22 protein-coding genes and 1 pseudogene are annotated in these 26628 nt (G+C 65.8%); 10 read left to right on the top strand and 13 right to left on the bottom strand.

Features of this window, described 5'->3' with window-relative positions:
• Window positions 1-1072 (bottom strand): annotated as a pseudogene (locus tag ABZW16_RS33345) (hypothetical protein); the annotation flags it as partial.
• Between the two features lie 193 nt (window positions 1073-1265).
• Here ABZW16_RS33345 and ABZW16_RS33340 point away from each other — a divergent pair.
• Both ABZW16_RS33340 and rffA read left to right on the top strand, forming a co-directional pair.
• Entirely contained in the window at window positions 1266-2390 is a 1125-nt protein-coding gene (locus ABZW16_RS33340; protein WP_354960082.1) for a glycosyltransferase, read from the top strand.
• A complete protein-coding gene (rffA, locus tag ABZW16_RS33335) occupies window positions 2387-3520 on the top strand; it encodes a dTDP-4-amino-4,6-dideoxygalactose transaminase (RefSeq protein WP_354960081.1) in 1134 nt (377 codons plus the stop codon). The genes ABZW16_RS33340 and rffA overlap by 4 nt, the downstream gene beginning before the upstream one ends.
• A 10-nt stretch (window positions 3521-3530) precedes the next feature.
• Here rffA and ABZW16_RS33330 read toward each other — a convergent pair whose 3' ends face one another.
• Both ABZW16_RS33330 and ABZW16_RS33325 read right to left on the bottom strand, forming a co-directional pair.
• Complete coding sequence (locus tag ABZW16_RS33330) at window positions 3531-3821, bottom strand: hypothetical protein (RefSeq protein ID WP_354960080.1); 291 nt, start codon at window positions 3819-3821, stop codon at window positions 3531-3533.
• A 147-nt stretch (window positions 3822-3968) separates the two neighbouring features.
• Entirely contained in the window at window positions 3969-6962 is a 2994-nt protein-coding gene (locus ABZW16_RS33325) for an acyl-CoA synthetase (protein WP_354960079.1), read from the bottom strand.
• A gap of 561 nt (window positions 6963-7523) precedes the next feature.
• Here ABZW16_RS33325 and ABZW16_RS33320 point away from each other — a divergent pair.
• From ABZW16_RS33320 to ABZW16_RS33300, 5 genes are all read left to right on the top strand, one after another.
• Window positions 7524-8930: a family 2B encapsulin nanocompartment shell protein gene (locus ABZW16_RS33320; RefSeq protein WP_354960078.1), complete on the top strand. Its 1407-nt coding sequence runs from the start codon at window positions 7524-7526 to the stop codon at window positions 8928-8930.
• 15 nt (window positions 8931-8945) lie between these two features.
• Window positions 8946-10502, top strand: a complete 1557-nt coding sequence (locus ABZW16_RS33315) for a family 2 encapsulin nanocompartment cargo protein terpene cyclase (RefSeq protein WP_354960077.1) — start codon at window positions 8946-8948, stop codon at window positions 10500-10502.
• A gap of 54 nt (window positions 10503-10556) precedes the next feature.
• On the top strand, window positions 10557-11429 hold the full coding sequence (locus tag ABZW16_RS33310) for a geranyl diphosphate 2-C-methyltransferase (protein ID WP_354960076.1): 873 nt from the start codon (window positions 10557-10559) through the stop codon (window positions 11427-11429).
• Window positions 11426-12004 carry an isopentenyl-diphosphate Delta-isomerase gene (gene idi / locus ABZW16_RS33305; RefSeq protein WP_354960075.1) on the top strand — a complete coding sequence of 193 codons (579 nt, stop codon included), beginning with the start codon at window positions 11426-11428 and terminating at the stop codon, window positions 12002-12004. The genes ABZW16_RS33310 and idi overlap by 4 nt, the downstream gene beginning before the upstream one ends.
• 562 nt (window positions 12005-12566) lie before the next feature.
• A complete protein-coding gene (locus tag ABZW16_RS33300) occupies window positions 12567-12917 on the top strand; it encodes a hypothetical protein (RefSeq protein WP_354960074.1) in 351 nt (116 codons plus the stop codon).
• Window positions 12918-12935: 18 nt separating this feature from the next.
• Here ABZW16_RS33300 and ABZW16_RS33295 read toward each other — a convergent pair whose 3' ends face one another.
• From ABZW16_RS33295 to ABZW16_RS33285, 3 genes are all read right to left on the bottom strand, one after another.
• A complete protein-coding gene (locus ABZW16_RS33295) occupies window positions 12936-13670 on the bottom strand; it encodes an aspartate/glutamate racemase family protein (protein ID WP_354960073.1) in 735 nt (244 codons plus the stop codon).
• The gene (locus ABZW16_RS33290; protein WP_354960072.1) at window positions 13670-15157 is read right to left on the bottom strand and encodes an NCS1 family nucleobase:cation symporter-1; all 1488 of its coding nucleotides are present in this window, start codon (window positions 15155-15157) and stop codon (window positions 13670-13672) included. Before ABZW16_RS33290 ends, ABZW16_RS33295 begins: the two co-directional genes overlap by 1 nt.
• 85 nt (window positions 15158-15242) lie before the next feature.
• Window positions 15243-15965 (bottom strand): GntR family transcriptional regulator, encoded by a 723-nt coding sequence (locus ABZW16_RS33285; RefSeq protein WP_354960071.1) that lies wholly within the window; start codon window positions 15963-15965, stop codon window positions 15243-15245.
• A 171-nt stretch (window positions 15966-16136) separates the two neighbouring features.
• Between ABZW16_RS33285 and ABZW16_RS33280 the strand changes: the two genes are divergently transcribed.
• Window positions 16137-17306: a serine hydrolase domain-containing protein gene (locus tag ABZW16_RS33280; protein WP_354960070.1), complete on the top strand. Its 1170-nt coding sequence runs from the start codon at window positions 16137-16139 to the stop codon at window positions 17304-17306.
• Window positions 17307-17627: 321 nt separating this feature from the next.
• Window positions 17628-18848 (top strand): threonine ammonia-lyase, encoded by a 1221-nt coding sequence (ilvA, locus tag ABZW16_RS33275; protein ID WP_354960069.1) that lies wholly within the window; start codon window positions 17628-17630, stop codon window positions 18846-18848.
• A 104-nt stretch (window positions 18849-18952) separates the two neighbouring features.
• Here the strand turns inward: ilvA and ABZW16_RS33270 are convergent, their stop codons facing one another.
• The 5 genes from ABZW16_RS33270 to ABZW16_RS33250 all read right to left on the bottom strand — a co-directional run bounded on the left by ABZW16_RS33270 (window position 18953) and on the right by ABZW16_RS33250 (window position 23274).
• Window positions 18953-19927, bottom strand: coding sequence for an ABC transporter substrate-binding protein (locus tag ABZW16_RS33270; protein ID WP_354960068.1), 975 nt, complete (start codon window positions 19925-19927; stop codon window positions 18953-18955).
• A 55-nt stretch (window positions 19928-19982) separates the two neighbouring features.
• Window positions 19983-21071, bottom strand: a complete 1089-nt coding sequence (locus ABZW16_RS33265) for an ABC transporter permease (protein ID WP_354960067.1) — start codon at window positions 21069-21071, stop codon at window positions 19983-19985.
• A gap of 95 nt (window positions 21072-21166) precedes the next feature.
• A complete protein-coding gene (locus ABZW16_RS33260; protein ID WP_354960066.1) occupies window positions 21167-21943 on the bottom strand; it encodes an ATP-binding cassette domain-containing protein in 777 nt (258 codons plus the stop codon).
• Between the two features lie 116 nt (window positions 21944-22059).
• The gene (locus ABZW16_RS33255) at window positions 22060-22905 is read right to left on the bottom strand and encodes a DUF4253 domain-containing protein (RefSeq protein ID WP_354960065.1); all 846 of its coding nucleotides are present in this window, start codon (window positions 22903-22905) and stop codon (window positions 22060-22062) included.
• Between the two features lie 45 nt (window positions 22906-22950).
• A complete protein-coding gene (locus tag ABZW16_RS33250) occupies window positions 22951-23274 on the bottom strand; it encodes a multidrug efflux SMR transporter (protein ID WP_354960064.1) in 324 nt (107 codons plus the stop codon).
• Window positions 23275-23443: 169 nt separating this feature from the next.
• Between ABZW16_RS33250 and ABZW16_RS33245 the strand changes: the two genes are divergently transcribed.
• The gene (locus ABZW16_RS33245) at window positions 23444-24214 is read left to right on the top strand and encodes a hypothetical protein (RefSeq protein ID WP_354960063.1); all 771 of its coding nucleotides are present in this window, start codon (window positions 23444-23446) and stop codon (window positions 24212-24214) included.
• A gap of 221 nt (window positions 24215-24435) precedes the next feature.
• Here ABZW16_RS33245 and argH read toward each other — a convergent pair whose 3' ends face one another.
• Together argH and ABZW16_RS33235 are read right to left on the bottom strand one after the other, a co-directional pair.
• Window positions 24436-25848, bottom strand: a complete 1413-nt coding sequence (gene argH / locus ABZW16_RS33240) for an argininosuccinate lyase (RefSeq protein WP_354960062.1) — start codon at window positions 25846-25848, stop codon at window positions 24436-24438.
• Window positions 25845-26628, bottom strand: a 784-nt coding sequence (locus tag ABZW16_RS33235; RefSeq protein WP_354960061.1) for an SAM-dependent methyltransferase, incomplete at its 5' end; no start/stop codon positions are given. The genes argH and ABZW16_RS33235, both read right to left, overlap by 4 nt.

Here is a 26628-nt window from a genome sequence, read left to right as displayed (position 1 = left end):
GCGCCAGCATCGGCAGCACCCGGGCGGGCCAGCGCAGCGGGCCGATGGTGCCGGGTCCGGCGGTCCACATCAGCGCCATGATCGCGACCAACGCAGGCGCGGTCAGCTCGCGCGCGCTCGCGCGCGCCTTACCCCAATCGACGAACGCCAGCGCCGGAATCAGGAACCACGCGATGTACACCACCGGCAGTGGTTGGATGTAGCCCCACCAGGAACTGTAGGCGGGCATGGTGGTCGGCAGGCTGGCGTTCAGCGACTCCGACCAGGGCACGGTCAGGAACTGGTCGTTATTGATCTGGGAGGTGCCGCGCCAGGTCACCTTCGCCGAGAGCATGCTCGGCAGATAGGTCGCGAGCCCGGCGAGCGCCGCGAAACCGGCCACCGTCAGCAGCCGCAGCGAGGGCTGCCACTTCTTCTGATAAACCAGTTCGCCGACCGCCACCGCGCCGATCATCAGCCCGGCCTCCACGGCCGGGAAGATGTACTGCACCGAAATGGCCAGATACAGAAAGACGAATGTCGGAATCGGACCACTGCGGCCGCGCGCGTACCTGACACCGGAGGCCCAGGCGTGCACCATCCACGCGGTGCCGGTGAAGGCGGTGAACCAACTTGCCTCGTCGAAGAACAGCAGCCACCCGGTGAACGGAATCGAAACACCCGCGACCGCCGCCCACGCCGGCTTCGCGCCATAGACGAGGCAGATCCGGTACACGCCGAGGCCGAGGATGACCGCGAAGATCAGTTTGACCACGGTGGCGTACAGCGCGAGGTTATCGACCGAAGGCGCGATCAGATCGATCAGCAGCTGCGGCGGATTGAGCAGACCCGCCTCTTCGATCGTGTAATTGCCCGCCATCCAATGCTCGGGGACCAGCGCGGGCAGCTGTCCGTCGCGCAGCTGCCGCCCGAGCATCACCCATAGCGGGGCGTACTGCGATTCCGTGTCGTCGGTGTAGAAATGCCGGACGTTGGCCAGCAGTACCGCAACATATCCCGCGATCACCCCGAGCGCGGTAATGATGCCCCATTTGTACACGTCCCGCGGGGCAGGGACGCTACTTTCCACCACGAGTTCCAGACCCTACAGTGCAACACCGTTCGCTCGCATCGCCCGCTGGCCCGTGGCCCGAATCCGGTCGGCTCCGAACATGATCAGCGGGCCGACGGGGCGCGGTCGGCACCGTGTTAGAGTTCACGACGGCTCGGGCTCAGCACCAGCGACGAGTACCGGCACGCACCGTCATCGAAAGTCGATCTCGCCAATGCCGATTCCCACCGCACGTACGCCCCGGCCGGTTCCGGGGACATCGAGCGAGCGTCCGTTTGCCCGGTCCCAGAGCGGTCACCGGCACTCGGTCTCCGTCGTCGTGCCCGTCTACCGGGGCGAGGACACCATCGCCGCGCTCGTCGCCGAACTCGACAAGTTCGCCGAGCCGACCGTCACACCCGATGGCACCACCTTCATCGTCGACGAGATCATCCTGGTCCACGACAACGGCCCGGACCGCTCCGATGTCGTCATGCAGCAGCTCGAGCAGACCTACGAGCAGGTCAGGGCGGTGTGGCTGAGCCGCAACTTCGGCCAGGACGCCGCGACCATCGCCGGGATGGCGGCCGCGCGCGGCGAGTGGATCGTCACGATGGACGAGGACGGTCAGCACGATCCCGCCTTCATCGCGACCTTCCTGGACGCGGCGCTGGCCGAACGCGCCGACCTGGTCTACTCCAAGCCGACCAATACCCGCCCGCACGGCTTCCTGCGCAACCTCACCTCGCGCGGCGCGAAGATCGTGCTCGCCACCATCTTCGCCTTCCCGGATTCGACACGGTTCGAGAGCTTCCGGCTGATCCGCGGCGATATCGGCCGTCAGCTCGCCGAGGTCGCCGCCAACGGCGCCTACCTGGATGTGGCTCTGACCTGGGTGGTCGGCAATACCGTCTCGGTGCCGGTGCTGTTGCGCGCCGAGGGCCGCGAGGAGTCCGGATACAACTATCGGCGGCTGTTCTCGCTGTTCTGGAAGATGGTGCTGTGCAGCGGAACTCGCGGCCTGCGGCTGGTCAGCCTGCTCGGCGGCACGCTGGCGCTCGCGGGCGGGATCATGGCAGCGGTGATAATCGTCCAGAAACTGGCGGGCCATAACAACGATCCCGAGGGTTGGGCCTCGATGATCGTGGTCATGCTGTTGTGTTCGGGCGCGATCCTGTTCTCGCTCGGCCTCATTGCCGAATATCTCGGTGTGGCACTGCACATTCTGGTCGGTAAGCCGCTCTATCTGACCGTGGACTCACCCACTCCGCGCCCGGCTACCATCGAGGCGCCGGACACGACCCATCGAGTCACCGCCGCGGTACCGGCAGCCGCAGGTGAGAAGGGCAAAGGGGAGTGAACGAGCGCATCATCTTCAGCCGGCCGTTCCGCGCTCGCCGCGAGCTGGCGAACATCGAGGCCGTACTCGGCTCGGACCACAGCCATGGCGACGGCAAATTCACCGCGTCCGCGACGGCCAAGCTGAAGGACATCACCGGGGCGCCGCACGCGCTACTGACCACCTCCTGCACGCATGCCCTGGAATTGGCCGCGCTGCTGCTCGAACTCGGACCCGACGATGAAGTGATCGTGCCGAGCTTCGCCTTCACCTCGGCGGCCACCTCGATGGCGCTGCGCGGCGCGACGTGCGTCTTCGTCGATATCGATGAGGCGAGCGGCAATATCGACCCGGATTCGGTCGCCGCGGCGATCACCGACCGGACCAAGGCGGTCGTGGTCATGCACTACGGCGGTGTCGCCGCCGATATGGCGCGACTGCTCGCGCTCACCGAGCAGCACGGCATCGCGCTCATCGAGGACAATGCGCACGGCCTCGGCGGCACCTGGCGCGGTCGCCAACTCGGCACCATCGGCACGCTGGGCACCCAGAGCTTCCACGACACCAAGAATGTGCACTGCGGTGAGGGTGGCGCGCTACTGCTCTCCGACGAGATCCTGATGGGCCGCGCGGAGATCATGCGGGAGAAGGGCACCAACCGGGCCCGCTTCCTGCGCGGTCAGGTCGACAAATACTCCTGGCAGGACATCGGCTCCAGCTATCTGCCCAGCGAACTGAACGCGGCCGTACTCGACGCGCAGCTCGATGAATTCGACGCGATCCAGGTGCAGCGCCACCGGGTGTGGGACACCTACGCCACCCAGCTGCCCGACTGGGCCGAACGCACGGGCGCGCGGCTGATGACCGTGCCCGAGGATCGGGAACACACCGCGCACATGTTCTTCCTGCAGATGCCGAGCGAAGAGTCACGTGACGGGCTCATCCGGCATCTCGCCGCGGAGGGCATCGTCTCCCCGTTCCACTACATCCCGCTGGATTCCAGTCCGGCCGGACTGAAGTACGGGCGGACACCGGTGCCGTGCACGCGCAGCGCGCGGTTCTCCTCGACGATTCTGCGGCTGCCGCTGTGGCCGATGCTGACCGAGGCTCAGCTCGGTCGCGTGGTCGAGGCCGTCACCGCTTATAGCTAGGAGCCCGTCCCTACTGCTGCTGACGCTGCTGACGGGCGGCCTCGTCGCGGATCTCTCGAAGTCTGGTCGCCGCATCCTTCGTCGGCCGGGCGGGTACCGCGGGTGGTGTAGCTTGCGGCAGCTGCGGCGGCGTTTCGGCCTTGCCTCGGGTGGCGACGTAGAGCCGGAACGCGCCGTAGCCGAGCAGCAGCAGGACCACCACGGGCACCAGCGAGTAGATCACGCTCTGCACGAAGCCGACAATCATCAGCACGCCCAGCAGAGCCAGGATGCCGATGCCGAGCTGAACCTTCCACGACATCTCGAAACCTCCGTCGTCGTCGAGGACTTGGTATCCACGCTACGCACTTGCGGGCGTCGACGGCGGCATCCGGCGCGGGTTTGTCGCTGCGGTGAATACCGAATCCATGCGCCGGGTCCCGGCTTTCGCCGGGACGCCGGGCAACGGTCAGTCGGTGCCGAGCAATGCGGCCGCCTCGGCTTCGGTGAGCACCTCGTAGGCGTCCGATTCCCGGTTGTACCACCAGGTATCGGGTCCGGGCCGCGGGCGACCCTGGGCCTGCACCGCGCGGGTGGACGGACGGTAGGACGAGCTGCGCGGGATCTCACCGACGATGTACACGATGTCGGGGCGCTGGTCCGGATCGAGGGCCCGCACCGCCTCGGTCACATCCTTTGGTTCCAGCCGGAAGCCCTTGCGGATGCTGATCGCCGCCACCGCCAGCGCGTGCTCGCCGACAGGCAGGGCATAGGCGACCTCCATATCGACCGCGGTGATGTCGTTGAGGGTATCGACGATCGGTTGGGTGAATACCGGTCCGCGGGCGCTGTGGATCACCGTATCCCGGCGATCGACCAGCCAGTAGTCGCCATCGCCATCGCGGCGGAACAGGTTCTCCGTCGGCATCCAGGCGTCGCCCGCCGTGAACACACCGCGCAGTCCGCCATCGGAGAGGTCGATGGCCTCGGTCGCCTTGCCGAGCAGCAGTCCGACCTCGTTATCGGCGCAGCGGCGCGCGAAGCCGGACGCGTCGGTCCGGATCTGCCCCGTCACCGGGTCGTAGGCGACCAGTTCCACCTTGGCGGTGCCCGGCACCGGGCGGCCCTTGCAGCCTGCCTTCACACCGGTCACATTGGCCAGCACCACATCGCCCTCGATGGACGCGTAGAACTCCAGCACCCGGGCCGGCGCGAACTGCTCGGTGGTGCGCCGCCACAGCCCGGCGGGCATGCCCGAGCCGATGAACAGCCGGATCGGATGCCACATGGGGGTGGCAGTCGGCGGAGCCGACGGGGTGGGTGAGTGATGCCCGGCCGGGAAGACCTCGGCGTCGAGGATGTCGCGCAGCATGGTCCAGGTGTAGGTGACCACCGTGACGCCGTAGCGGTGCACCTCCTCGCCGAACCGGGTCGGATCCAGCGATCTGGCCAGCGCGATCCGGCTGCCGCCCGCGATCGCACCACCGAGGCTCACCAGCAGACCGGACGAATGATGCAGCGGCGCAAGGCATAGGACGGTGTCCTTGCGATCCAGATCGGCCGAGGTCGCGGTGCCGAAGGCGGACAGGGCCCAGCGGTGGTTGGTGATGTACTTGGCCTCGAGCCGGTCGCCGGTGCCGGTGACGAGCACGAAGGCCAATTCGCGCGCCAGACCCGGATCCGGACGGTACCAGGCGGGCAGTTGCACCTGGGTGGGATCGATCTGCTCGAGGTCGATCACGTTCTCGCTCACCGGAATATCGAGGGTGCGCGCATCGCCGCCGCCGAGCACCAGCACCCGGGTACCGGTGGCCGCCGCGGACCGCAGGTTCTCCGGATCCGAGACCAGGGCCTTGATACCGGTGAGCTCGATGGCCCGGTCCAGTTCGCTGCCGGGGGCGAGCAGTACGGCGACCGCGCCGAGGCGCGAGAGCGCGGCGACGGTGGCCAGCGCGCTCGGCCGGGTCTCCATCACCACCCCGACCCGAATGGCCGGGCGGATGCCGACGGAAATGAGCCCGCGCACCACATTATCGATACGCGCGTTGACGGCCGCGTTGGTGTGTACGCGATCGTCGAAGAGGAACAGATCACGCAGCGGCGCGCGGCGCGCCTGCTCGGCGACCAAGCTGCCCAACGAGATTCGGGTATGCGGCTGGATCATGCCGAGCCGGGCCAGCCGCGGCAACGCTCGGGCGGCCTCACCGGCCAGTTCGATGGAACCGCGCACGGTATTGCTGGCGATACCTTCCAGCGCCTTGCCGACACCGGTGCCCGCCTCGGCGAGGGTGGCCGCGGTATGTACGACGCGGGTGGCCGCCGAACTGGGCCGGTTGGTCGCGACATGTTCGGTCATCGGCGCGATTTCCGGCGGCAGCGGCTGATCGCCGTCCATCCAATCGATCCACTGACGCACCAGCGGCCAGGTGTGCCGGGTCGCCATGCTGCCCGCGACGAGGCCGAAATGTCCTGCCACCAAACTGGCTTCGTAGACCTCGGCATTGGGCGCGGCCCGCACGATGCCGCGCACCGCGGCTGGCTGGCCGATATCGTCGACCTCGCCGACGAAGGCGAGGATCGGGCACTTCAGTTCGGCCAGCGAAATCGGCTGATCCCGGATCACGAAGCCACCCAGCATCAGTCGGTTGTGTGCCACGAACTGCTTGAGCAGATCGGCCGCCGCCGGGCCCGCGTAGCCCACCCAGCCGTCACTATTGAGGAAGCGGCGCTGACGTTCCTTGGGCAGCAACGCCTCCCGATCGTGCAGCTGGCGCAGGAAGTCGATGCGCGATTTGGCGGTCTTCACCGGATCGAGCATCTGGAAGCCGACCCGGACCATGGAATCAGTGATCGGTAGCCGCGTCACCACATGGTCGGCCAGGAACTCCGCGACGTCGGAAACCATGCCGTACGGCAGTCCGAACGGCATCCCCGCCACCACATCGACCGGGCTACCGAAGGTCACGATGCTCTCGACCCCCTTGCCGAACCGGTAGGCGGTGGTCTGATAGGCGAACATGCCGCCCTGGGAGTAGCCCATCAGATGCACGCTGCTGCCGGTCGCATCGCAGACCGTATCTATGGCGCTGTTGATCGCGAGGACGTGATCGGCCAGATCCCGTTCCCAGCCGCCCTCCTCACTGGCGGGCGAACCGAAATCGACCACCCAGCAGTCGATTCCGCCGCGGTGCAGAATGCCGACCGCGCCGTCCTCGGCGTTCACATCCCAGATGTCGGCGTTGACCATCAGCGGCGGCACCAAGACCGCGACCGGGCGCCCCGGGGTCGTATCGTCGGGGAAGTAATGGCGCAGCCGATACATTCTGCGCCGTTCCACTATCTCGAACGGCGAACCCTCGACATCGTGGGTCAACCCGCCGAAGCGGATGACCTCGAGGCCGTTCTGGGCCGTCGCCATCAACCGCTGCACCGACCCGACCACACTCTTGGCATTGAACTTCACGATCGCTCCTGGCCCTACCCTGCAAAGTGACCCGCATCACACACCCCGATGTGCTCAGACGAGCTTCCCACACCGTGTATCCATTATGTGTCCGCTGTGACCGGTTCCATGCCAGGTGGGGGCCGATCTTCCGAATGTTCGCCGCATGGGTATGGAGACGGCGCGCAGAAAGATACCGACCGTTCAGACACGTCCCAGAAGTCCGGATTCATCCCAGGACGTTATCTCCGGTTGTCCGTATCGAGTTCGTGTCGTAACCATCCAGAAAACAGACCGGCATACTCGTGGCTTGTTCTCCGAAATTTCCCTGCGCACAGCATCTTTCGCGGTCTAGGATCGATGCCGTTCGGAACGCAATGTCGCGTAAGCCAATTCGCACGAGAGAGTCGGTCCTTTTTTCATGTCTCGGTCCGTCCTATCTCTCGGCAACCACCTCGTCTCAGCCTCGACAGGCATGCCGCCTGTCGAATTGCTGTGAACAGCAACCGAATCTGAAGTGCCGTCGACTATCAGTGCACCACAATCGCCCGTCTCGGTGACCATCTCAGGTGAGGACAACGCATGACCATCGAAATGCCAGTCCAAACAGAAAACAACGTTCGCAAGAGCCTCAGCACCGGTGCCGCCCAGCAGCTCGCGCACACCACCAAGTCCGAGCCGCAGATGCAGGGCATCACCTCGCGCTGGCTCACCCGCATGCTGCCGTGGACGCAGGTCAACGGCGGTATCTACCGAGTCAACCGCCGCCTGACCCATACCGTGGGCAACGGCGAGGTCGAGTTCGTCATCGACGGCTCGCACGCCAGGGTGATCCCGATGGAACTCACCGAACTCCCGCAATTGCGGGACTTCGACGACGAGGAGATACTGCGCGCACTCGCCCAGCGATTCGAACAGCGTGATCTCGGGCCCGACACCGTGGTCGCGGAATTCGGCAATCCGATGAATCAGGTCATGCTGATCGTGCACGGCAAACTGAGCAAGATGGGCACCGGAGAATACGGCGAGCAAACCAAGTTGGGGATGCTCGCTGGAGGGGATTTCTTCGGTGCCGAAGCACTTGTCGACGAGTCGGCTATTTGGCCGGTCACCGTCAAAACCGTCACTCAGACCACCATGTTGGTTCTCCCCCGGCAAACGCTCGACGAAATACTGGAATCCACCCCGGCACTCCGCGAGCAATTGTCCCGGGTGGCCGCCGCACCGGCCCGGCCGCAAAATACCAAGGGCGAGGCGAATATCGAGATCTCCTCGGGCCACTCGGGCGAACCGCTGCTCCAGGGCACCTTCGTCGACCTCGACGCTGCCCCGCGCGAATACGAACTGAGCCTGGCGCAGAGCGTCCTGCGTGTGCACACCCGGGTCGCCGACCTTTTCAACGACCCGATGAACCAGGTCGAGCAGCAACTGCGGCTCACCATCGCTGCGCTCTACGAGCGTCGCGAGAGCGATCTGGTCAATAACCCCGATTTCGGACTGCTGCACAATTGCGACCTCGAGCAACGCATCTACAGCGAGTCCGGCGCGCCGACACCGGACGATATGGATGAACTGCTCAGCATGCGGCGCAGCACGAAACTCTTTCTGGCACATCCGAAAGCAATCGCCGCCTTCGGTCGTGAATGTAGTAGGCGCGGGCTCTATCCCGATCCGGTCGAGGTGGACGGACACCGGGTCTTCGCCTGGCGCGGGGTCCCGATATTCCCGTGCAGCAAGATTCCGGTCAGCGATACCCAGACCACCTCGATCCTGGCCATGCGCACCGGCGAGAAGGATCAGGGCGTCATCGGACTGCATCAGACCGGCATTCCGGATGAATACGAGCCCAGCCTGAACGTCCGATTCAAAGGCATCGACGATCAGTCGATCATCTCCTACCTGGTCAGCTGCTACTACTCGGCGGCGGTGCTGGTGCCGGACGCACTGGGCGTGCTCGACAACGTCCTGGTCGCCCGGCAGGCGGAATGACCGGGGTGGTGACCGATGTCGGTGCTCTCGCGCGTCTCGGCACCGGCGGCCACGAGTGATGTGGCCGCCGCGGTTGCCGCGCTGTTATCAAATCTCGATGCCACCGCTCCGCCGACGTTACCGCTAGCGGCTCCGCAACCACCGGAGGCCGCTGTTACACCTGAAAGCACGGAAATACCCGAATGCACAGCATTACCCGAATCGAACGGATCATCCGAAGCCGAGGTGGTGGAAGCTGATTCGCCCGAGCTGGACCGGTCCACCGAACCTACGACACCTGCTCCGCGCCGCCTCCTCGGACCCAGCGGACTCGGCGCGGCTGCGCTCCTACTCCCCGCGTCCGCGTCTACGGAAGCGGGATTACCTACTACTGAGGTACCCGACCCCGCATGCACACCTACTATCCGGGCGGCTGGTTTCCAGCCGCCTCCAGTGGCGCTCGATGCCACATCGATCACTGTCGGCGCGGCGCAGGGGGTCGCGCCGACAGGATCGACGTCAACCGAGCAGAAATCCGCGCGGAGTCGAATTCCCGTCGGCCCCACGGGTTTGGGTACCGCGTCGGCCTACCTGCACGGCACCGCGGCACCGATTCCACCGCTGTACTGTCCGCCGCCGCTGCGCGACGACCCGGTATTGGCCGAACTGGTCAATGACGGGCTCATCGCCTGGGCCGGGGATATCGGCCTCTACGCCGGACGACTGGATGAACTGCGCGATGCCGACTTCGGCCGCCTGATCATGCTCGCCCATCCGGACAGCAACGATCCCGACCGACTGCTCGCCGCCGCCAAATGCGCGGTCTCCGAATGGGCGGTCGATGACTACTACTGTGATGAGGGAGCCGATGACACCGCACCCGACGGCACACCCTCCAGCGCCGAGACCGAACTCGGTCCGCGGCTCGAATTGGCCGCCGCCGCAATAGATCCCGTTCATCTGCCAGCGCGCTACGCACCCCAGCTGGAACGGGCTATGCAGGCCGATCCGATCCTGCGCGCGTTTCGCACGTCCTTCGAGCATTTGTCCCGGTATGCGACCCCGGCTCAGCTCGCCCGATTGCGCACCGAGATCGCCGGATGGTTCATCGCGCTCGGTGCGGAGGCCGGTTGGCGGGCCTCGCACCGCATGCCACCGGTATGGGAGTACCTCGCCAACCGGCAACCGCACAGTTTCCTGCCGTGTATGGCACCGATCGATGTGGTCGGCGGATATGAGCTCCAGGCCGCCGAGTACACCGATCCACGGGTGCGCCGGGTGGTCACCACGGCCGCGCTCGCCAGTCAGATGGTGAACGACCTGTACTCGATGGCGCGCGAAGACCGTTCGGAAGGTAGGGAATTCAACCTGCCGACGGTCTTGGCGGCGGAGGAGCGGTGCTCCCGGCGCGAGGCGGTGGTGCGCACGGCCGCCATCCACGATGAGCTGGTGCACCGATTCGAACAGGAGGCGGGGCCGCTGGCGGCCGTCGGATCGGCCGAACTGCGCCGATTCCTCGGCGGACTGTGGGCCTGGATGGGCGGCAACCGCGCTTGGCACGCCGCGAGTAAGCGCTACAACGAGTCGAATTAGCCAGTACCGCAACGAAATCAGTAGTAACGCAACAAGACGAGAGGATGATCAGGCATGACCATGCTCAATCCGGACACGGGGTCCGTCCTGCGCACCAGCTACCAGAAGGCCGTTGCCGAGTACTGGAACAACAACCCGAACGACGACCGGGTCAATGTCAAACTCGGGGAGGTCGACGGACTCTTCCACCACCACTACGGCATCGGCGAACCCGATCAGGCGGCGCTGGCCGGACCGGAGGACACCCGCGAGGAGCGGATCGTCAAGGAACTGCACCGCCTGGAGACCGCGCAGGCCACGCTGCTGCTGGACCACCTCGGCGATATCCGGCCGGGCGATCGGCTGCTCGATGGCGGATCCGGCCGCGGCGGCACCAGTTTCATGGCCGATCAACGGTTCGGCTGTCAGGTCGACGGTGTCACCATCTCCGAATATCAGGTCGGCTTCGCCAAGGGTCAGGCCGCGCACCGCGGTGTGGCGGATAGGGTGCGCTTCCACTTCCGGAACATGCTGGACACCGGCTTCGACACCGGATCGATGCGTGGCATCTGGACCAACGAGACCACCATGTACGTCGATCTCGCCGAACTGTTCGGCGAATTCTCCCGGCTGCTCGAACCCGGAGGGCGCTACGTCTGCATCACCGGCTGCTCCAACGATGTCAGCGGCGGGCGCTCGTCCTCGGTCAGCTGGATCGATGCCCACTACGGCTGCATGATCCATCCGCGCAGCGAGTACTTCCGGACCATGGCCGACCACAATCTGGTGCCGATCAATGTGATCGATCTGACCGCCGCGACCATCCCCTACTGGGAGCTGCGCACCGAATCCGAGCTGGCGACCGGTGTGGAGAAGCCGTTCCTGACCGCCTATAGGGAGGGCAGCTTCCAGTACCTGCTCATTGCCGCCGATAAGGTGGGCCGGTGACGGAAACGCTGACCAAGCCGATCACCGACCGCGAGGCCCTGCCCGTCGAACTCGTCGACGACGCCGGGTACGCGGTCGGTGCGTGCCCGGTGGCGCAGGCTCATACCGCGCCGGGACTGCTGCACCGCGCGTTCTCGGTGCTGCTCTACGACGGCGCGGGGCGGGTGCTTCTGCAGCAGCGTGCCGCGGTGAAGACGCGGTTTCCGCTGCTGTGGGCCAATACCTGTTGTGGGCATCCGGCGCCGAATGAGCCGGTGGCGGCGGCCGCCGCGGTCCGGCTCGGGGAGGAGTTCGGGTTGGCCACCGCACTTACCGAGGTCGGCATCTTCCGGTATCACGCCGAGGATGCCGCGACCGGTCGCGTGGAACACGAATGGGATCATGTGCTCATCGGCCGGTTGAGTGCGGAGTTCTTGCAGAGCGCCGCACCGCGACCCGATCCGGCCGAAGTCGCCGACTACGCGTGGATCCAGCCGGATGCCCTACGCGACGCGATCGCCGACCATCCCGAGAGCTACACGCCATGGCTGCTGGGTGTGCTCGAGATCGCGGACGAGGCGGTACGGGTTATCTGAGAAGTCGGTCCCGCTGGCCCGGCCGATGGCCGGTACGCGGGCCGCGGCCGAGGCAGCCACCGATCACCTCCGGCGTCATCTTGTAGTCGGTGTTGATCCACGCGTGTGGCTGCCCGGTCCGGACTCGCCGCCCGTGCGGTTGCCAGCAGGTGTTAGTGCGGATGCTGGACCGATGCCGTGTGGCGAAGACGAAACGCGATTCCCGCGCACGCGCTGGCCCGCATCGTAGCGTGGTCCGCGCGAGTCCGGACCACGGTCGCAATCCGATCCTCGTCACCTCTTCGGGCGGTAAATCGAGCTGAGCACGAGCTGGCCCCTCGCCTCTTTGCTGCTCCTTTGGATCGACACATACGGGTCTGCCCGCAATCACTCCTTCCCGTCAAAGTTCATGCTCTAATGCGCATATCTACGTTTCGGCAAATATCTGGACTCGCATCCCGCCGATACGGCGCTTGTCACACTGCACAAACCTTCGAGAACTCACAGGAACGGCACAGCGTCCAGCCAGGTCCGACTTGCATCCTCGATCGGGTACGAGCTTGTGGAATTAGTGAGGTGCACGATGGTCGAACTCGAAGTCGCGGACGATAAGGTGACGGTTCGCGTACTCGGCGGGCACCGTCTGCTGGCGTTGCGCGAGCATGTGACCTTCGATCTGGCCGATATCACCGAGATCACCACCGCACCGGTCGACCTGCGCCCACCGTGGGTCCGCGCGCCCGGCACCTTCTTTCCCGGCGTGATCGCCGCCGGCACCTACCGAGGTAGGGGCCGAAAAGAGTTCTGGGACACCAGATTCGTCGGCCAGGCCATTCTCATCGACCTTGCCGGCCCCGGCTTCACCCGTCTGGTCGTCGATGTCGACGATCCCGATGCCGCCAAGCGAGCCCTCACCGCGGCCGTCGCGGCCTGACCGAATCCCTTCCCCCACTCATGGATTCGAGCCGAACGACCGCAGCGGCCCGGTGTACGGCTTGGGTGGCGGAGTGGCGAACTCTCCCCTACCCGATTTGCGCAGGCCGAGGGTGATCAGCGACTGCACGGTGAGGGTGGCGGCGGCGACGCCGTCGATCACCGGGACGCCGATCTCGTCGCGAATGTGGTTGCACAGGTCCGCCATTCCCGCACAGCCGAGCACGATCGCGTCGGAACCGTCGGCGTCCACGGCATCGCGGCAGGCCTCGGTGACGATTTTGCGGGCGTCCGGATCGGTCTCCAGCGCGAGCACCGGAATTTCGCAGGCGTGCACGCCGCGGCAGTGGCATCGCATGCCATAGCGGTCCACCAGATCGGTGGCGCGGCCGATGGTACGGCTGAGTGTGGTGACGATGCTGAAGCCGCGGCCGAGATGGCTGGCCGTATGCATGGCCGCCTCCGCGATCCCGATTACCGGGCCGCTGGCCAGTTCACGGGCCGCGTCCAGGCCCGGATCGCCGAAGCAGGCGATCACATAGCCGTCGACACCCTCCTGCTCACCGCGCTGAATGGCGGCCAGCACGCCAGGAACGCTGAGCGCTTCGTCGTAGTGGCTTTCGATCGAGGCGGGACCCATCTCTGCGGTGACTGCGTCGAGCAGTGTGCCCTGGCCCGCCACGGCCTTGGCGCACTGCTCGATCGTGTCGGTCATCGCCCGCGTGGTGTTCGGGTTGACGACCCGGATGCGCATCAGGCAGCGACCCCCTTGACTGCCAGTCGGGTTCGCGTCGCCAGCAGGTAGTAGATGACGAAGCCGAGCCCGCAGCCGATGAACCAGCTGTACTGCGCGGCGGTGTACATGCCGGTGACATCCTTGACGAGCACCGGGATCACCGCGACGATCGCGCCGACGGCCGTGGCGATGATGGCGGCGGGATTGTACCCCTTGCTGTACCAATAGGTTCCGGTCTCCGACCGGGTGAACAGGTCGTCGACTACTACCTGCTGCTTGCGCACCAGGTAGTAGTCGGCGATGAGCACGCCGAACAGCGGGCCGATGAACGCCCCGAGCACCTCGAGGGTGTAGTGGATGACCTCCGGATTGTTGTAGAGGTTCCATGGCGTGATCAGGACCGAGCCGACCGCGGCGATCATGCCGCCCGCGCGCCAGCTGATCCGCTGCGGGCTGACATGGGAGAAGTCGAAGGCCGGGGAGATGAAGTTGGCGACGATATTGATGCCGATGGTGGCGATGGTGAAGGTCAACGCGCCCAGCACGATCGCGAAGGTGCTGTCGATACGTGCCACCGTCGCAACGGGATCGGTGATCAGCTCACCGTAGACCGGGACGGTCAGCGATGCGGTGATCACGACCAGCAGCGAGAACAGCAGGAAGTTGACCGGCAGCCCGAGCAGGTTGCCGCGCCGCACCGCGGCGAAACTCTTTCCGTAGCGAGAGAAGTCGCCGAAGTTCAGCATCGGGCCGGAGAAATAGGAGACCACCAGTGCGATCGCGCCGAGCATGACCGGTACCGAGGCCCAACCCGTGTACTTCACCTCGCCCAGTTTCAGATCGATGGCACTCCAGCCCGCCTTGGCGATCAAATATCCGCAGAGCAGGAACATCACGACATACACAGCCGGACCGCAGAAGTCGATGAACTTCCGGATCGATTCCATGCCGCGCCAGAACACACCGGCCTGCACCACCCACAGCAGCAGATAGCTGCCCCACCCGAGCAGCGAAAGTCCCAGGAACCCGTAGTCATCCACGACCGCATACGGTGCCAATCCCGGAAATAGCTTCACCAGAACGACATCCAGCGCCGCCGAGGCGAGAAAGGTCTGAATTCCGTACCAGGCGACGGCGATCAGACCGCGGATGATGGCCGGGATATTGGCGCCGAGCACCCCGAACGCGCTGCGGCACATGACCGGATACGGCACGCCGGTGACCTGGCTCGGCTTGGCGACCAGATTGCAGAAGAAATAGACGATCGTGATCCCGATCAGCAGCGCAGCGAGCACCTGCCAACTGGCCAGTCCGAGCGCGAACAGGCTGCCCGCGGTGACGTAGCCGCCGACGCTGTGCACGTCCGACATCCAGAAGGCGAAGATGTTGTAGGAACCCCAGGTCTGCTTGCGCAGCGGTGCCAGGTCCGCATTGGTCAGTCGTGGGTCGTAGGCGGGTGCTGACGGTGCCGCGGGTGCGACCGGTGTGGTGAGCGTTTCGGTCATGGTGTGTCCCATCCGAGGGCGAAACTGTGATCGAAACGACGGTAGAAACCACGCATTGCCCCACCATTGCGCAGTTATTGCCCGGCTATTGCGCGACAGATATATCTTCCGGCGCCAGCAGGCCGGTATCGGTGGGCAGCGTCGTAATGACCGTCTCCAACCTGCTGTGATGCCGTTCGGCCGCCAGCAGCAGACGATCTACGTCGCGTGCCATGAACGCGTCGAGCATCAGGGCGTGATCGGTATGCAGGCGTACCCGGTCGGCACGGCCGATATGCACCATCGACTGCACCGGCTCGGTGACATTCCACGCCGACTCCAGCATGTGCAGCAGCCGGAACATGCGCGACGGTTTGGTCAGTGCCACGTGGAAATCGCGCGATCGGCGGTGGTAGGCGACCGGGTCGTCGTCCCGAATCGCCTGTTCCAGTACCGAATTCAGCTCGAGCAACTGCGCGCGGTCGGCGGCAGTGGCATTGCGGGCGGCTGCTGCCAGTGAAGCGGTCTCCAGGGTCTCTCGCACGATATACATTTCGCGCAGCTCATTGGGGGTCAGCTGGGCCACCGCGTACCCGCCGTGTGGCTGATGCGTGACCAGCCCCTCCCCGATCAATGTCTTGAGCGCCTCCCGCACCGGGATATGGCTGACGCCGAATAATTCGGCGACCTCGCGCAGCGGAATGACGGTGCACGGCGGCGCGGCCCCGTCGAGAATCACCCGGCGGAGTTCGCCGAGGATCACTTGCGGTCGGCCTGGTTCATCGACAACCAGCCTCGCGAGCAGCGCCGATCGTCTTCTCGGTGGCATGCGGACACGCTATGCGAGCCGTGTTGCGATCGCGGGGCCCGATGTGACGGTCAGGAAACGTTCACCGAACCGACCGGTCGCGTGGTCGGCTCGATTCGGATATCGACACCTTCGAAGGCGCCATTACCACCGTGCCATGCTGTTAGTCGGTCGAACGACAGGGGTATTCCGGTGACACTTACGACAACGCAGTCGGTGGATCGTCGCTATGTGCGCCTGGTCGCCGAATTCGACAGGCTATTCCGGCGCCCCAGCGATGGCGGCGGCGCACTCGTGGTCTACCAGCACGGCGAACCGGTGGTGGACGTATGGGCCGGGTTCGCACATCCCGATGTGCCGTGGGCCGCCGATACCGTGGCCATGGCCTACTCCACCGGAAAAGGCGTTGTCTCGACGCTGGCGCACCGACTGGCCGAGCGCGGAATGTTCGATTACGACGAGCCGGTCGCCACCTACTGGCCCGAATTCGCGGCCGCGGGTAAGCAGCGGATAACGGTCCGCGAGATGCTCACGCATCGGGCGGGTCTGCACCGGTTGCGTGAACTGCTGCCTGGACCGGTGGAGCGGTTCTTCGACGACGCCGAGGTCACCGCCGCTCTCGCGGCCTGCTCCCCCGATCCGCGCCACACCTACACCAGCGGCTATCACGGAATTTCCTTCGGGCATTTGGTCGCCGAGCTCATCCGCCGGGTCACCGGCGCGGACTTCACCGAGATTCTGCGCACCGAAATCGCGGAACCGCTTGCCGCGGAAGAACTCTGGTTCCGTGTGCCGGAAGCCGAGCGCGGCCGGATCGCCACCAACTTTCCCCGGCTCACCGTCGCCGGAATGAGTTGGGAAAATAGTGCCCGACTCATGGGCCGGACCCGATTCGCGGCGGCCGCGGAAACCACACCGCGCGGGTTCGCCGATCTGGTTTCCGATCCGCGCCTGCACGATTCGGTCATGCCGGGCGTCAACGGCGTGTTCTCCGCGCGTGCGCTGGCCAGGATGTACAGCGCGCTCGCAACCAATGGTCGGCTGGGCGATGTCCAGCTGTTGCGTCCGGAAACCATCGAGCAGATCACCCGGCGTCAGGTCTTCACTCCCGATTACGTTCTCGCCTTCCGCATTCCGTGGGCGTTGGGCTTCCACGGCGTTCCGATGAAGCCCTCGAAGGCCGAACCCGTCGCCGCCTTCGGCCATTTCGGGCTCGGCGGCTCCGGTGCGTTCGCCGATCCGGCGACCGGGATGTCGCTGGCCTTCGTCACCAACCGTCTCGGCGGGAAGCTCACACCGTTGGGCGATGCTCGGTTGGCACGTCTCGGGACGATCGCACACAACATCGCGAAGGCTGGGTGACCGGCGGAACACGCTCCCGCCGACAGGGTCACCGGTTTGCGGCACCCGGAAGGTAGCAGGGCAATGTGGTGAAGACCCTCGAACTGCTGGGGGCGATGTGCCGCACCGACCCCCCGAAGCTGGTGGCAATGCAGCACTCCAGCTGACGGTGTCGTCGGCCCAGCACCTCGGCCTGAGCGCCCACACTGTTGCGCCGATCCTGCGGGCTCATGCGGATTCGGCGCAGCGGCAGATGCTGAGCGCGCGACCCCATCGCCGCAATCATCGGATGATTTCGACATGTAGCCCCGCATTCGGCGTGGGGGCTGGCAGCATGGGCGCATGGAGTTGCTGGGACTGGAGCGGATCGAGGCGGCCGCGGTGGCATTGGCGCCGGTGATTCGGCGGACGCCGGTGGTCGCGTCACGGGTGTTATCCGAATGTGCCGGGACGGAGGTGCGGCTGAAGTGCGAGAACCTGCAGCGGACCGGATCGTTCAAGCCGCGAGGTGCGTACTTCCGGATCGCGAATCTTCCGGCGGCGGATCGGTCGCGGGGCGTGGTCGCGGCCAGTGCCGGAAATCATGCGCAGGGGGTGGCGTGGGCCGCCGCTACGCTGGGGATTCGGTCGACGGTATTCATGCCGGTGGGCGCGTCGCTGCCGAAGTTGGTGGCTACCAAGGCGTATGGGGCCGAGGTGCGGCAGGTGGGTGAGACCGTCGACGACTCACTGGACGCCGCATTGGATTACGCCGAGCGGACCGGTGCGACGCTGATCCATCCGTTCGACCACCCCGATATCGTGGCCGGACAGGCGACGGTGGCCTTGGAGATCATCGAGCAGATGCCGGATGTCGGGACGGTGCTCGTGCCGACCGGCGGTGGCGGGCTATTGGCCGGAGTCGCCATCGCACTGCACCATGTCGCACCGCAGGTGCGCGTGGTGGGGGTGCAGGCGGCGGAGGCGGCCGCGTGGCCGGATTCGCTGGCGGCGGGCAAGCCGGTGCGGGTGGCGCGCATGTCGACCATGGCCGACGGTATCGCGGTCGGGCTGCCGGGTGAGGTGCCGTTCGCGCATGTGGCCGCGCATGTGCCCGCGGTGGTGACGGTGGAAGAGGATGCGCTGTCCAAGGCGCTGCTGCTGTGTCTGGAACGGGCGAAGCTGATCGTCGAGCCAGCGGGTGCCGCGGCGGTGGCGGCCCTGATGAGTTATGCGCCCGAGGAACTCGGGCTGCAGGGTCCGGTGTGCGCGATACTGTCCGGCGGCAATATCGACCCCATGATGCTGACCAGGATCATCGGACACGGCCTGGGTGCCGCGGGCCGCTATCTCGCCGTGCGCGTGACGATTTCGGATCGGCCGGGTGCGCTCAGCGGACTGCTCGCGGTGGTCGGCAAGACCAGTGCGAGCGTCGTCGATGTGGTGCATTCACGGACCGGCGGATGGCTCGCCGTCGACGAGGTCGAGGTATCGCTGACCTTGGAGACGCGTGGTCCCGCCCATCGTGACGATGTGCTCGCCGCACTGGAGAATTCGGGCTACACGGTGCGGGTGGAGGACTGAGCGCATGACGACCGGCCGCGCCGAGTGTGCACGTTTCGCAAGCCCGACGGAAATTGCCGGATTCGTCGAAAAGTGCACGCTCAGTACGGTTCCGAGTCGGGCGGTCAGCACTTCCGCTTGTAGAAGTACTTCGAGTTCGCATCCATATCGGCCTGGGTGATCGCCACCATATCGGTTTGGATATTGCGGGTGACCGGCTTACCTTCCAGCGCGGCCGCGGCCTGGTCGACGCCCTTGGCGCCGATCCCACCCGGATCCTGGGCGATAAGTGCCTGTACCGTACCGGCTTTCAGGTCCTCGACCTGTTTCGGGCTCGCGTCGAAGCCGACCAGCTTGACCTGGCCGAGCTTGTTCGCATTGCGCAGCCCGGTGGCCGCGCCCTCGGCCGAGCTCAGATTGGTGGCGAAGATGCCCGCAAGGTCGGGATGGGCGGCCAGGGTCGCGGTGACGATCGAAGCCGCTTGTGCCGCTTCATTATTGTTGTACTGCACCCCGAGCGAGGTAACACCCGGGTAGGCCTTCACCGCATCTTCGAAACCCTGCGCACGCGCGTCGGTGGTGGAGGTTCCGGCCTTGGTGTTGATCACCAGCACCGGCCCCTTGTCGCCGATCAGCTTGGCCAGGGTCTGTGCCGCGAGTTCGCCGCCCTTCTTGTTATCGGATGCGATCGACGACAGTGCGATGGAGGTGTCGTCCAGCGCGGTATCGACCTCGATGATTTTGATCCCGGCGTCTTTGGCCTGTTTGATCGGATTCGCCATCGCCGTCGCATGGGTCGGGGCGATCAGAATGCCGCCGGGCTTATTGGCCACCACACCGGTCAGTACCGGAGTCTGCGCGCCCGCATCGAATTTCGTCGGCGCCTGCGTCTCCAGTTTGAAGCCGAGTTTATTCGCCTCGTCCTGTGCGCCGCACTGCATGGAGATGTAGAAGGGTTCGTCGGCGACGCCGGGAATCAACACCAATTTCTTGGTATCCGTTCCGCCGGAATTGCTCACCGACCCACTACATCCCACCACCAGCGTGCCGACCGCCGCCATCGCGCCGATCAGCACCGCAGTCCGCTTCGCCACCCTCATCTGGCTACCTCCGCCTTACTTTTCCTATCGCGCAGTGTTGTAACTGCGTACCTCTCTATTTGCGGTCCCGTGCCCGGCGGCGCAGCTGGTCGAACCACACCGCCCCGACCAGAACCGCGCTCACCGCGATCGGCTGCCAGAACACCGGCACCCCCGCGATGACGAAACCCTTGCGCAAGACCGACGGAATGAAGACGCCGATGACCGTGCCGACAATCGTGCCGATACCTCCGAACAGGCTGGTGCCACCGATGACGACACCGGCGATGGCATCGAGATTGTCGGTGCCGTGCCCACCGATGGTGGTGGTGCCGAAGTAGGCCAGATTCATGAATCCGGCCAGCCCGGCCAGTAATCCGGTCATCAGGTAGACCAGCACGAGGTGGCGGGTGACCGCGATGCCCGAACGCCGTGCGGCCTCCTCATTGGAACCGATCGCGTAGGTGTAGCGGCCGAATCGAGTGGTGTGCAACACCCAGGCGGCGAGCAGCGTCACCGCGGTGGCGACCAGCACCAGATTCGGCACCCCGCCCAGCGATGTCCCGAAACCCAGGGAATTGCGGAGTTTATCGGGGACGGTTCTGGTGTCGACGCCACCGGTGATCAGTTGTGCCGCACCGAGTGCCGCGCCGAAGGAACCGAGCGTGACGATCAGCGGCGGAATCTTGGCCTTGGCCACCAGAATTCCATTGAGCAGGCCCCAAATGCCACCGCCGACAACGGACATGAGGAAGCCGAGGCCGATGATCCCCCAGCCCGCCGCGGTGGCGTTCTCATCGGGACTCAGCCATTCCATCGTCTTCGCGCCGAGCACCCCGGCGAAGATCAGCACCATGCCGACCGACAGGTCGATGCCGGAGGTGATGATCACGAAGGTCATCCCGACCGAAAGCACCAGTAGCACCGAGGTTTCGATCAGCAGCGTCTGCAGGGTGAAGCGGGTCGGGAAGGCATCGGGACGGATGATGCTGAACACCACGCACAGCGCCACGAGCACCACCCCGATCCACAGCGTGCTCGCGCCGAGCAGCCGCTGCAGGACAGTGCGTTCCGGCAGGTCGGGGCCGCCATTGGCCTCGGCGGTCGCGGCTTTGGACCCACCGCTCGTCGAATCGCTATGTGATGCTTTCCGCCCACCCGTCACCCGACCGCCACCCCTCATCGAGTCGCTTCGCGATGCTTTCCGCCCACCCGTCACCCGACCGCCACCCCTGACCGAATCGCTTCGCGATGCTTTCCTCATTTGGCGTCCTCATCTGACAGTGCTCCGGTCATCGCGCCGACCAACTGCTCGAGCGTTGCGTCGGCGGCGACGAACCGAGCGACCCGCTTACCGAGGCGCAGCACTTCGATCCGGTCGGCCACGGCCAGCACCTCCGGCATATTGTGGCTGATCAGTACCACGGCAATGCCCTGATCGCGCACCTTGCGGATCACCTCGAGCACCCGCTCGCGCTGGACCACGCCGAGGGCCGCGGTCGGCTCGTCCATGAAGACGACCTTGCTGGCCCACATCACCGCGCGCGCCACGGCCACGCTCTGGCGCTGGCCGCCCGACAGCGCACCGATCGGCACATCGGTGCGCTGCAAGGTGACGCCGAGTCGCCGGAAATGTTCGACGGCCTGGGTCCGCATCGCACCCTTATCGAGCATGCCCAGTTTGCCCGCCAAGCCGCGACGAACCAGTTCCCGGCCGAGAAACAGATTCGCGGCCGGGTCCAGATCGGGCGCGACAGCGAGGTCCTGGTACACCGTTTCGACGCCGAGTTTGCGGGCGGCGGTGGGCGTACTGAGCACGGTTTCCGCACCGTCGAGCAGGATTGCCCCCGAATCCGGTTGTTCAGCCCCGGAAAGGCATTTCACCAGCGTGGATTTGCCTGCGCCATTGTCGCCGATCAATGCGACGACCTCACCGGCGCGGACCTGAAAGTTGGCTCCCCGCAACGCCTCGACGCTACCGTAGCGTTTCACCAGGGCCTGGGCCTCGAGGACCACATCGCCCGCATCCGATGCCATCCCGTCACCCACGTCGACTCAGGTGAGCAAGCGTCCAATCCATCGGCCGATGCTACGTTCGCGGCCACCTCTCATGGGACGAATTCGGCAAAATGCGCAGGGCGCAACGAAACCGATCAGTCCCACCAGAAGCGCCAGAGCTGCCGCATCATGGACTCGGCCAGTTCGTCGAGTGAATCGCGATCCTGTTCGGCCGCGTCCGCGCAGTAGAGATACCCCTCGAGTGCCAGTGCGAGCGCACTGCCCTCACTCAGCTGCGGCTCGCGTTCGACGCGCAGCCACATGGTGTCGGACTCCAACGCGACGAGCTCACATCCGCGCTCCGAGGCCGCCCAGCGCCGCAGCACCAGGGCGTGGTCCGCACCGTCGATATCGTGGTTCAGCGCACCCGACCATTGCAGTTCATAGGGGACCAGCCAGGAATTCGCGGCGGGCACCAGCGCCAGCTGATCGAACTCCTCGCAATCGTCGCGGATATTCCAGACATCCGCCCAATCGAATCCTTCGTAGTCGTAGAGCTCGAGATCCAGATCGGCCCAATCCGGTCCGCCCCGTGGAATCGACCAATCCTCGGCCGACAGCTCGCGATACTGTTCGCGGAGCCAGTCCGCACCGTCGGTCTTCGCGATGAACTCCGGAACCGACAGGTCGCGCGAACGCTCCCAACCGTGCTCGGGCCCGGTCCGGTACCAGGTATCGGTCTTGGTCAGCAGCGGCCACAGTCCGGTCTTCGGATGCACCTCCCGCACCTGCTCCCACAGCTCGGTCGCCGCATAGCCCGACTCGGTCGATACCACCCACACCGGAGCCCCGGCGACCGTTCGATCGACCACCGACGCCGCCGGAAGCTCGATTCCGTACGCCGCCAACGCCTCCACCGGATCATTGCCCGCGAACGGCACCGCCGCTGGCTGTGCCTGCCTATCCGGCGTGAAGGTCCCGGCCCCGAAATGTCTTCTCATGAGTCGGCATTCAACAGCCACCCACCGACAAATTGCGAGCGGATGTCATTGGGCGCCACCGAGTTCCAGCGCCAAGACGCCGATGATCACCAATGCGATGCCGCCGACCTGGATCAGCGAGAGCCGTTCATCGAGGAACAGCACACCGATGACCGCAATGGCCGCGACGCCTACTGCAGACCAGATGCCGTAGGCGACACCGATCGGCATCCCACGTTTCAGCGCCTGGGAGAGGAAGAAGAAGGCCGAGCCGTAGCCGATGACCACGATGATCGAGGGCACCAGTTTGGTGAAACCCTCGGAGAGCTTGAGGGATACGGTCGCGGTGATCTCGGAGGCGATGGCCAGCGCGAGCAACAGCAGGGTCATCGGCGCAGCGTAACCGGGCCGGGTGCGGCGCTGGTATGTGGTTGTGGCCGCAAGGTTTTGGATGTCTCGATTAAAAGGTCGATAGTGCAGACTCCGGTCGCGGGGTTGCCTGGCGACAGGTCCGGCACAGGTATCGCCCACCGCTACGGTAGTCGGACGAGGAGGAGTTATGGACGCATCGGCGGTCGTGATCGCACTGATCGTCGTGCCGATTGTTCTGGTTGTCGCGCTTCTGGCGGTGGCGATTCCGTTGTCGATGCGCGCCGAGCGCGCCCGCAGGGCGGGCCTGCGGCAGTGGGCGACGCAGCACGGGTGGACCTTCGTGGAGAGCTCGCGGGCTCCGTGGATGTCGCGTCTGCCCGGCCACCGTCGACAGCGCGTCGGTGTGACGCTGACCGGGCAGATCGGTGGCCGCTGGGTGACTGTGGCGGATTATTCGTACGAGACGACATCCACGTCGACATCGTCGTCATCCACGTCGACATCGTCGTCCGCGTTGGGCGAGGGTTCCACCACAACTCATACGAAGACCCATACGAAGACCCATACGCACCGCTTCATCGTGGTTGTCGTACTGCTGGATCGCCCGCTGCCCCCGGCCTCGGTCCACAGCCGAGGTGCCTTGTCCAAGCTCGGTCGGTCACTGTTCGGCGACAAACCGACGGCGACGGGCGACGAACGGTTCGACTCGCGATTCCGGATCGCGTCGGCCGATCCCGGCTATGCGCGATGGCTGGTGGGCAGGCCGCTACGGGAGGCACATCTCGCCGGAGCCGTCCCCGACTGGAGCCTCGCCGGTCAGGAACTGCTGAGCTATCGCCCGGGCCAGTTGCGTCACCCGGACGCGACCCCGGCGCTCGCCGCACCACTGCTGCACGTGGCGGATCTGCTCGGCCGCGACTTCGGTCCGGCGTCGATCAACGTGGACGTTCGACAGTGACAACCCAGCGCATCCTGCGCCTGCGGCCCGGCCAAATATGGCGCGACGGCAATTCCTAGCCGCACGTTCCTGGTGTGGTGCAGTCCAGGCTGCACCCCCCTTGGCGGTCCGGACAACACCGCGCTTGGCGGTCCGGGCTGCCCTACCCTTGGCCGTCTGGACGGCACCGCGCTTGGCGGTCCGGACAGCACCACCCTTGGAAGTCCCGGTTGAGCGGTCGACTACCCGCGCAATTCCGAGACCACGTGCCGGATCTCGTCGAGCTGGGCCGCGACCTGCACACCCGCGGTGCCACCACGGGCATTGCGGGAGGCGATCGAGCCCTGCACGGTGAGCACTTCGCGGACCTGCGGCGTCAGCGCCGGGTCGATGGCGGCGAACTCGGTATCGGTCAGCTCGTCCAGGCCGACGCCACGCGCCTCGGCGGCACGCACGCACGCACCCGCCGCCTCGTGTGCGACGCGGAACGGAACACCCTGCCGGACTAGCCATTCGGCGATATCGGTGGCGAGGGTGAAACCGGCAGGTGCAAGTTCGGCCATGCGGTCGGTGTGGAAGGTCAGGGTCGAGACCAGGCCCGCGATCGCCGGGAGCAGCAGTTCCAGCTGGGCGACCGAATCGAACAGGGGCTCCTTGTCCTCTTGGAGGTCCCGGTTATAGGCCAACGGTTGGGCTTTCAGGGTCGCCAGCAGTCCGGTCAGGTTGCCGATGAGGCGACCGGCCTTACCGCGGGTGAGCTCGGAGACGTCCGGATTCTTCTTCTGCGGCATGATCGACGAGCCGGTGGACCAGGCGTCGGCGAGGGTGACGTAGCCGAATTCCGGTGTGCTCCAGATGATCACCTCTTCGGCCATCCGGCTCAGATCGACACCGATCATGGCGAGTACGAACGCCGCCTCGGCCGCGAAATCGCGCGCGGAGGTGGCATCGATCGAATTCGCCGCCGAGGCATGGAAATCCAGTTCGGCCGCAATGGCTTCCGGATCCAGTCCGAGCGAGGAACCGGCCAGTGCGCCGGATCCGTAGGGCGAGACCGCCGCGCGCTTGTCGAAGTCACGCAACCGATCGATATCGCGCAGCAGCGGATGCGCGTGCGCGAGCAGATGGTGCGCGAGCAGCACCGGCTGTGCGGCCTGCAGATGCGTCTTGCCCGGCATTACCGCGTCCGGATGCGCGGCGGCCTGGGCGACCAGTGCGTCGACGATATCGAGCAGTCCGGCGGCGATCCGGCGGGCCGCATCGCGCAGCCACATCCGAAACAGCGTGGCCACCTGGTCATTACGCGAACGCCCGGCCCGCAGTCGCCCGCCGAGTTCGGCGCCGACCCGATCGATCAGCCCGCGCTCCAGTGCGCCGTGCACATCCTCATCAGCCTCGGCCGGGACGAAAGCACCCGAATCAACGTCCGCCGCAAGCTGATCCAGTCCGGCCAACATGGCGGCGAGGTCGCTCTCCGACAGCAGCCCGGCCTTGTGCAGCACCCGCGCGTGCGCCTTCGACGCGCGAATATCGTAGGGGGCCAGCGCCCAGTCGAACTGGGTCGACTTGCTCAGCGCGGCCATTGCCGCGGCCGGTCCGGACGCGAAACGTCCGCCCCACAGCGCCCCTTCGTTGGTGCCGCCGCTCTGCGTCATCGTGTGCTGTCTCCTCCGGGTCGTCGGGCGGTGAACAAAATGTGGGTCTTCAGTTGGATGGCGGCCGCTTCGGGTATATCCCGGCCACGGCTGCGCAGCACCTCGGCCGGATCGGCGCGCGACACGGTCCAGCCGTGGTCGGTAAACCAGTCGATCGGATCGCTGCGGCCCTCATCGGAGTACCACAGTTCGCCGACATCGACCCCGACGTCGACCCCGACGGATCGCGCCTCCTGCAATGCCTTCGGGTCCGGCGCGGAACCGGATGAGCGGTAGATCGCGACGCGACTGCCCGGTGCGCTCGATGCCACGATGCTGTCGAACAGCCGGTCCTGGGCGTCCGCGGGGAGGTAACGCAACAGTCCTTCGATCAGCCATGCGGTCGGCACGGCCGGATCGAATCCATTGTCCCGCAACGCCGCTGGCCAATCCTGGCGCAGATCCACCGCGATCGCGCAGCGCTGCGCCGCGGGCGGGAAGTCCGCAAGCGCGCTCTCCTTGAACTCCAGCACCTTCGGCAGATCCAGCTCGAAAACCGTTGTGCCGACCGGCCATTCGATCCGATAGGCCCTGGCATCGAGTCCTGCGGCGGGGATGACGATCTGCCGGATGCCGTCGGCGGCCGCCTCCTGCGAGTAGGCGTCGAGGTAGCAGGTGCGTGCGATCAGGGCCGAGATAATGGGTCCCATCGACGCTATCGCGGCCTCCTCGAGATCCGGGATCTCGCCGCGCACGATGCGCGTCCAGGATTCCGAACCGACGGCGGTCACCAGCACTTCG

This window comes from Nocardia sp. NPDC004604 (genome assembly GCF_040609795.1).
In the GTDB taxonomy this organism is placed as follows: domain Bacteria; phylum Actinomycetota; class Actinomycetes; order Mycobacteriales; family Mycobacteriaceae; genus Nocardia.
Note: the sequence above shows the minus strand (reverse complement) of the source record. Positions and strands in the feature narration are given on the sequence as shown.

Coding starts and splice junctions, on each gene's coding strand:
- ABZW16_RS33340 (WP_354960082.1), top strand. CDS start 1,266: ATGCCGATTCCCACCGCACGTACGCCCCGGCCGGTTCCGGGGACATCG.
- ABZW16_RS33330 (WP_354960080.1), bottom strand. CDS start 3,821: ATGTCGTGGAAGGTTCAGCTCGGCATCGGCATCCTGGCTCTGCTGGGC.
- ABZW16_RS33320 (WP_354960078.1), top strand. CDS start 7,524: ATGACCATCGAAATGCCAGTCCAAACAGAAAACAACGTTCGCAAGAGC.
- ABZW16_RS33315 (WP_354960077.1), top strand. CDS start 8,946: ATGTCGGTGCTCTCGCGCGTCTCGGCACCGGCGGCCACGAGTGATGTG.
- ABZW16_RS33310 (WP_354960076.1), top strand. CDS start 10,557: ATGACCATGCTCAATCCGGACACGGGGTCCGTCCTGCGCACCAGCTAC.
- ABZW16_RS33300 (WP_354960074.1), top strand. CDS start 12,567: ATGGTCGAACTCGAAGTCGCGGACGATAAGGTGACGGTTCGCGTACTC.
- ABZW16_RS33295 (WP_354960073.1), bottom strand. CDS start 13,670: ATGCGCATCCGGGTCGTCAACCCGAACACCACGCGGGCGATGACCGAC.
- ABZW16_RS33290 (WP_354960072.1), bottom strand. CDS start 15,157: ATGACCGAAACGCTCACCACACCGGTCGCACCCGCGGCACCGTCAGCA.
- ABZW16_RS33285 (WP_354960071.1), bottom strand. CDS start 15,965: ATGCCACCGAGAAGACGATCGGCGCTGCTCGCGAGGCTGGTTGTCGAT.
- ilvA (WP_354960069.1), top strand. CDS start 17,628: ATGGAGTTGCTGGGACTGGAGCGGATCGAGGCGGCCGCGGTGGCATTG.
- ABZW16_RS33270 (WP_354960068.1), bottom strand. CDS start 19,927: ATGAGGGTGGCGAAGCGGACTGCGGTGCTGATCGGCGCGATGGCGGCG.
- ABZW16_RS33260 (WP_354960066.1), bottom strand. CDS start 21,943: ATGGCATCGGATGCGGGCGATGTGGTCCTCGAGGCCCAGGCCCTGGTG.
- ABZW16_RS33255 (WP_354960065.1), bottom strand. CDS start 22,905: ATGAGAAGACATTTCGGGGCCGGGACCTTCACGCCGGATAGGCAGGCA.
- ABZW16_RS33250 (WP_354960064.1), bottom strand. CDS start 23,274: ATGACCCTGCTGTTGCTCGCGCTGGCCATCGCCTCCGAGATCACCGCG.
- ABZW16_RS33245 (WP_354960063.1), top strand. CDS start 23,444: ATGGACGCATCGGCGGTCGTGATCGCACTGATCGTCGTGCCGATTGTT.
- argH (WP_354960062.1), bottom strand. CDS start 25,848: ATGACGCAGAGCGGCGGCACCAACGAAGGGGCGCTGTGGGGCGGACGT.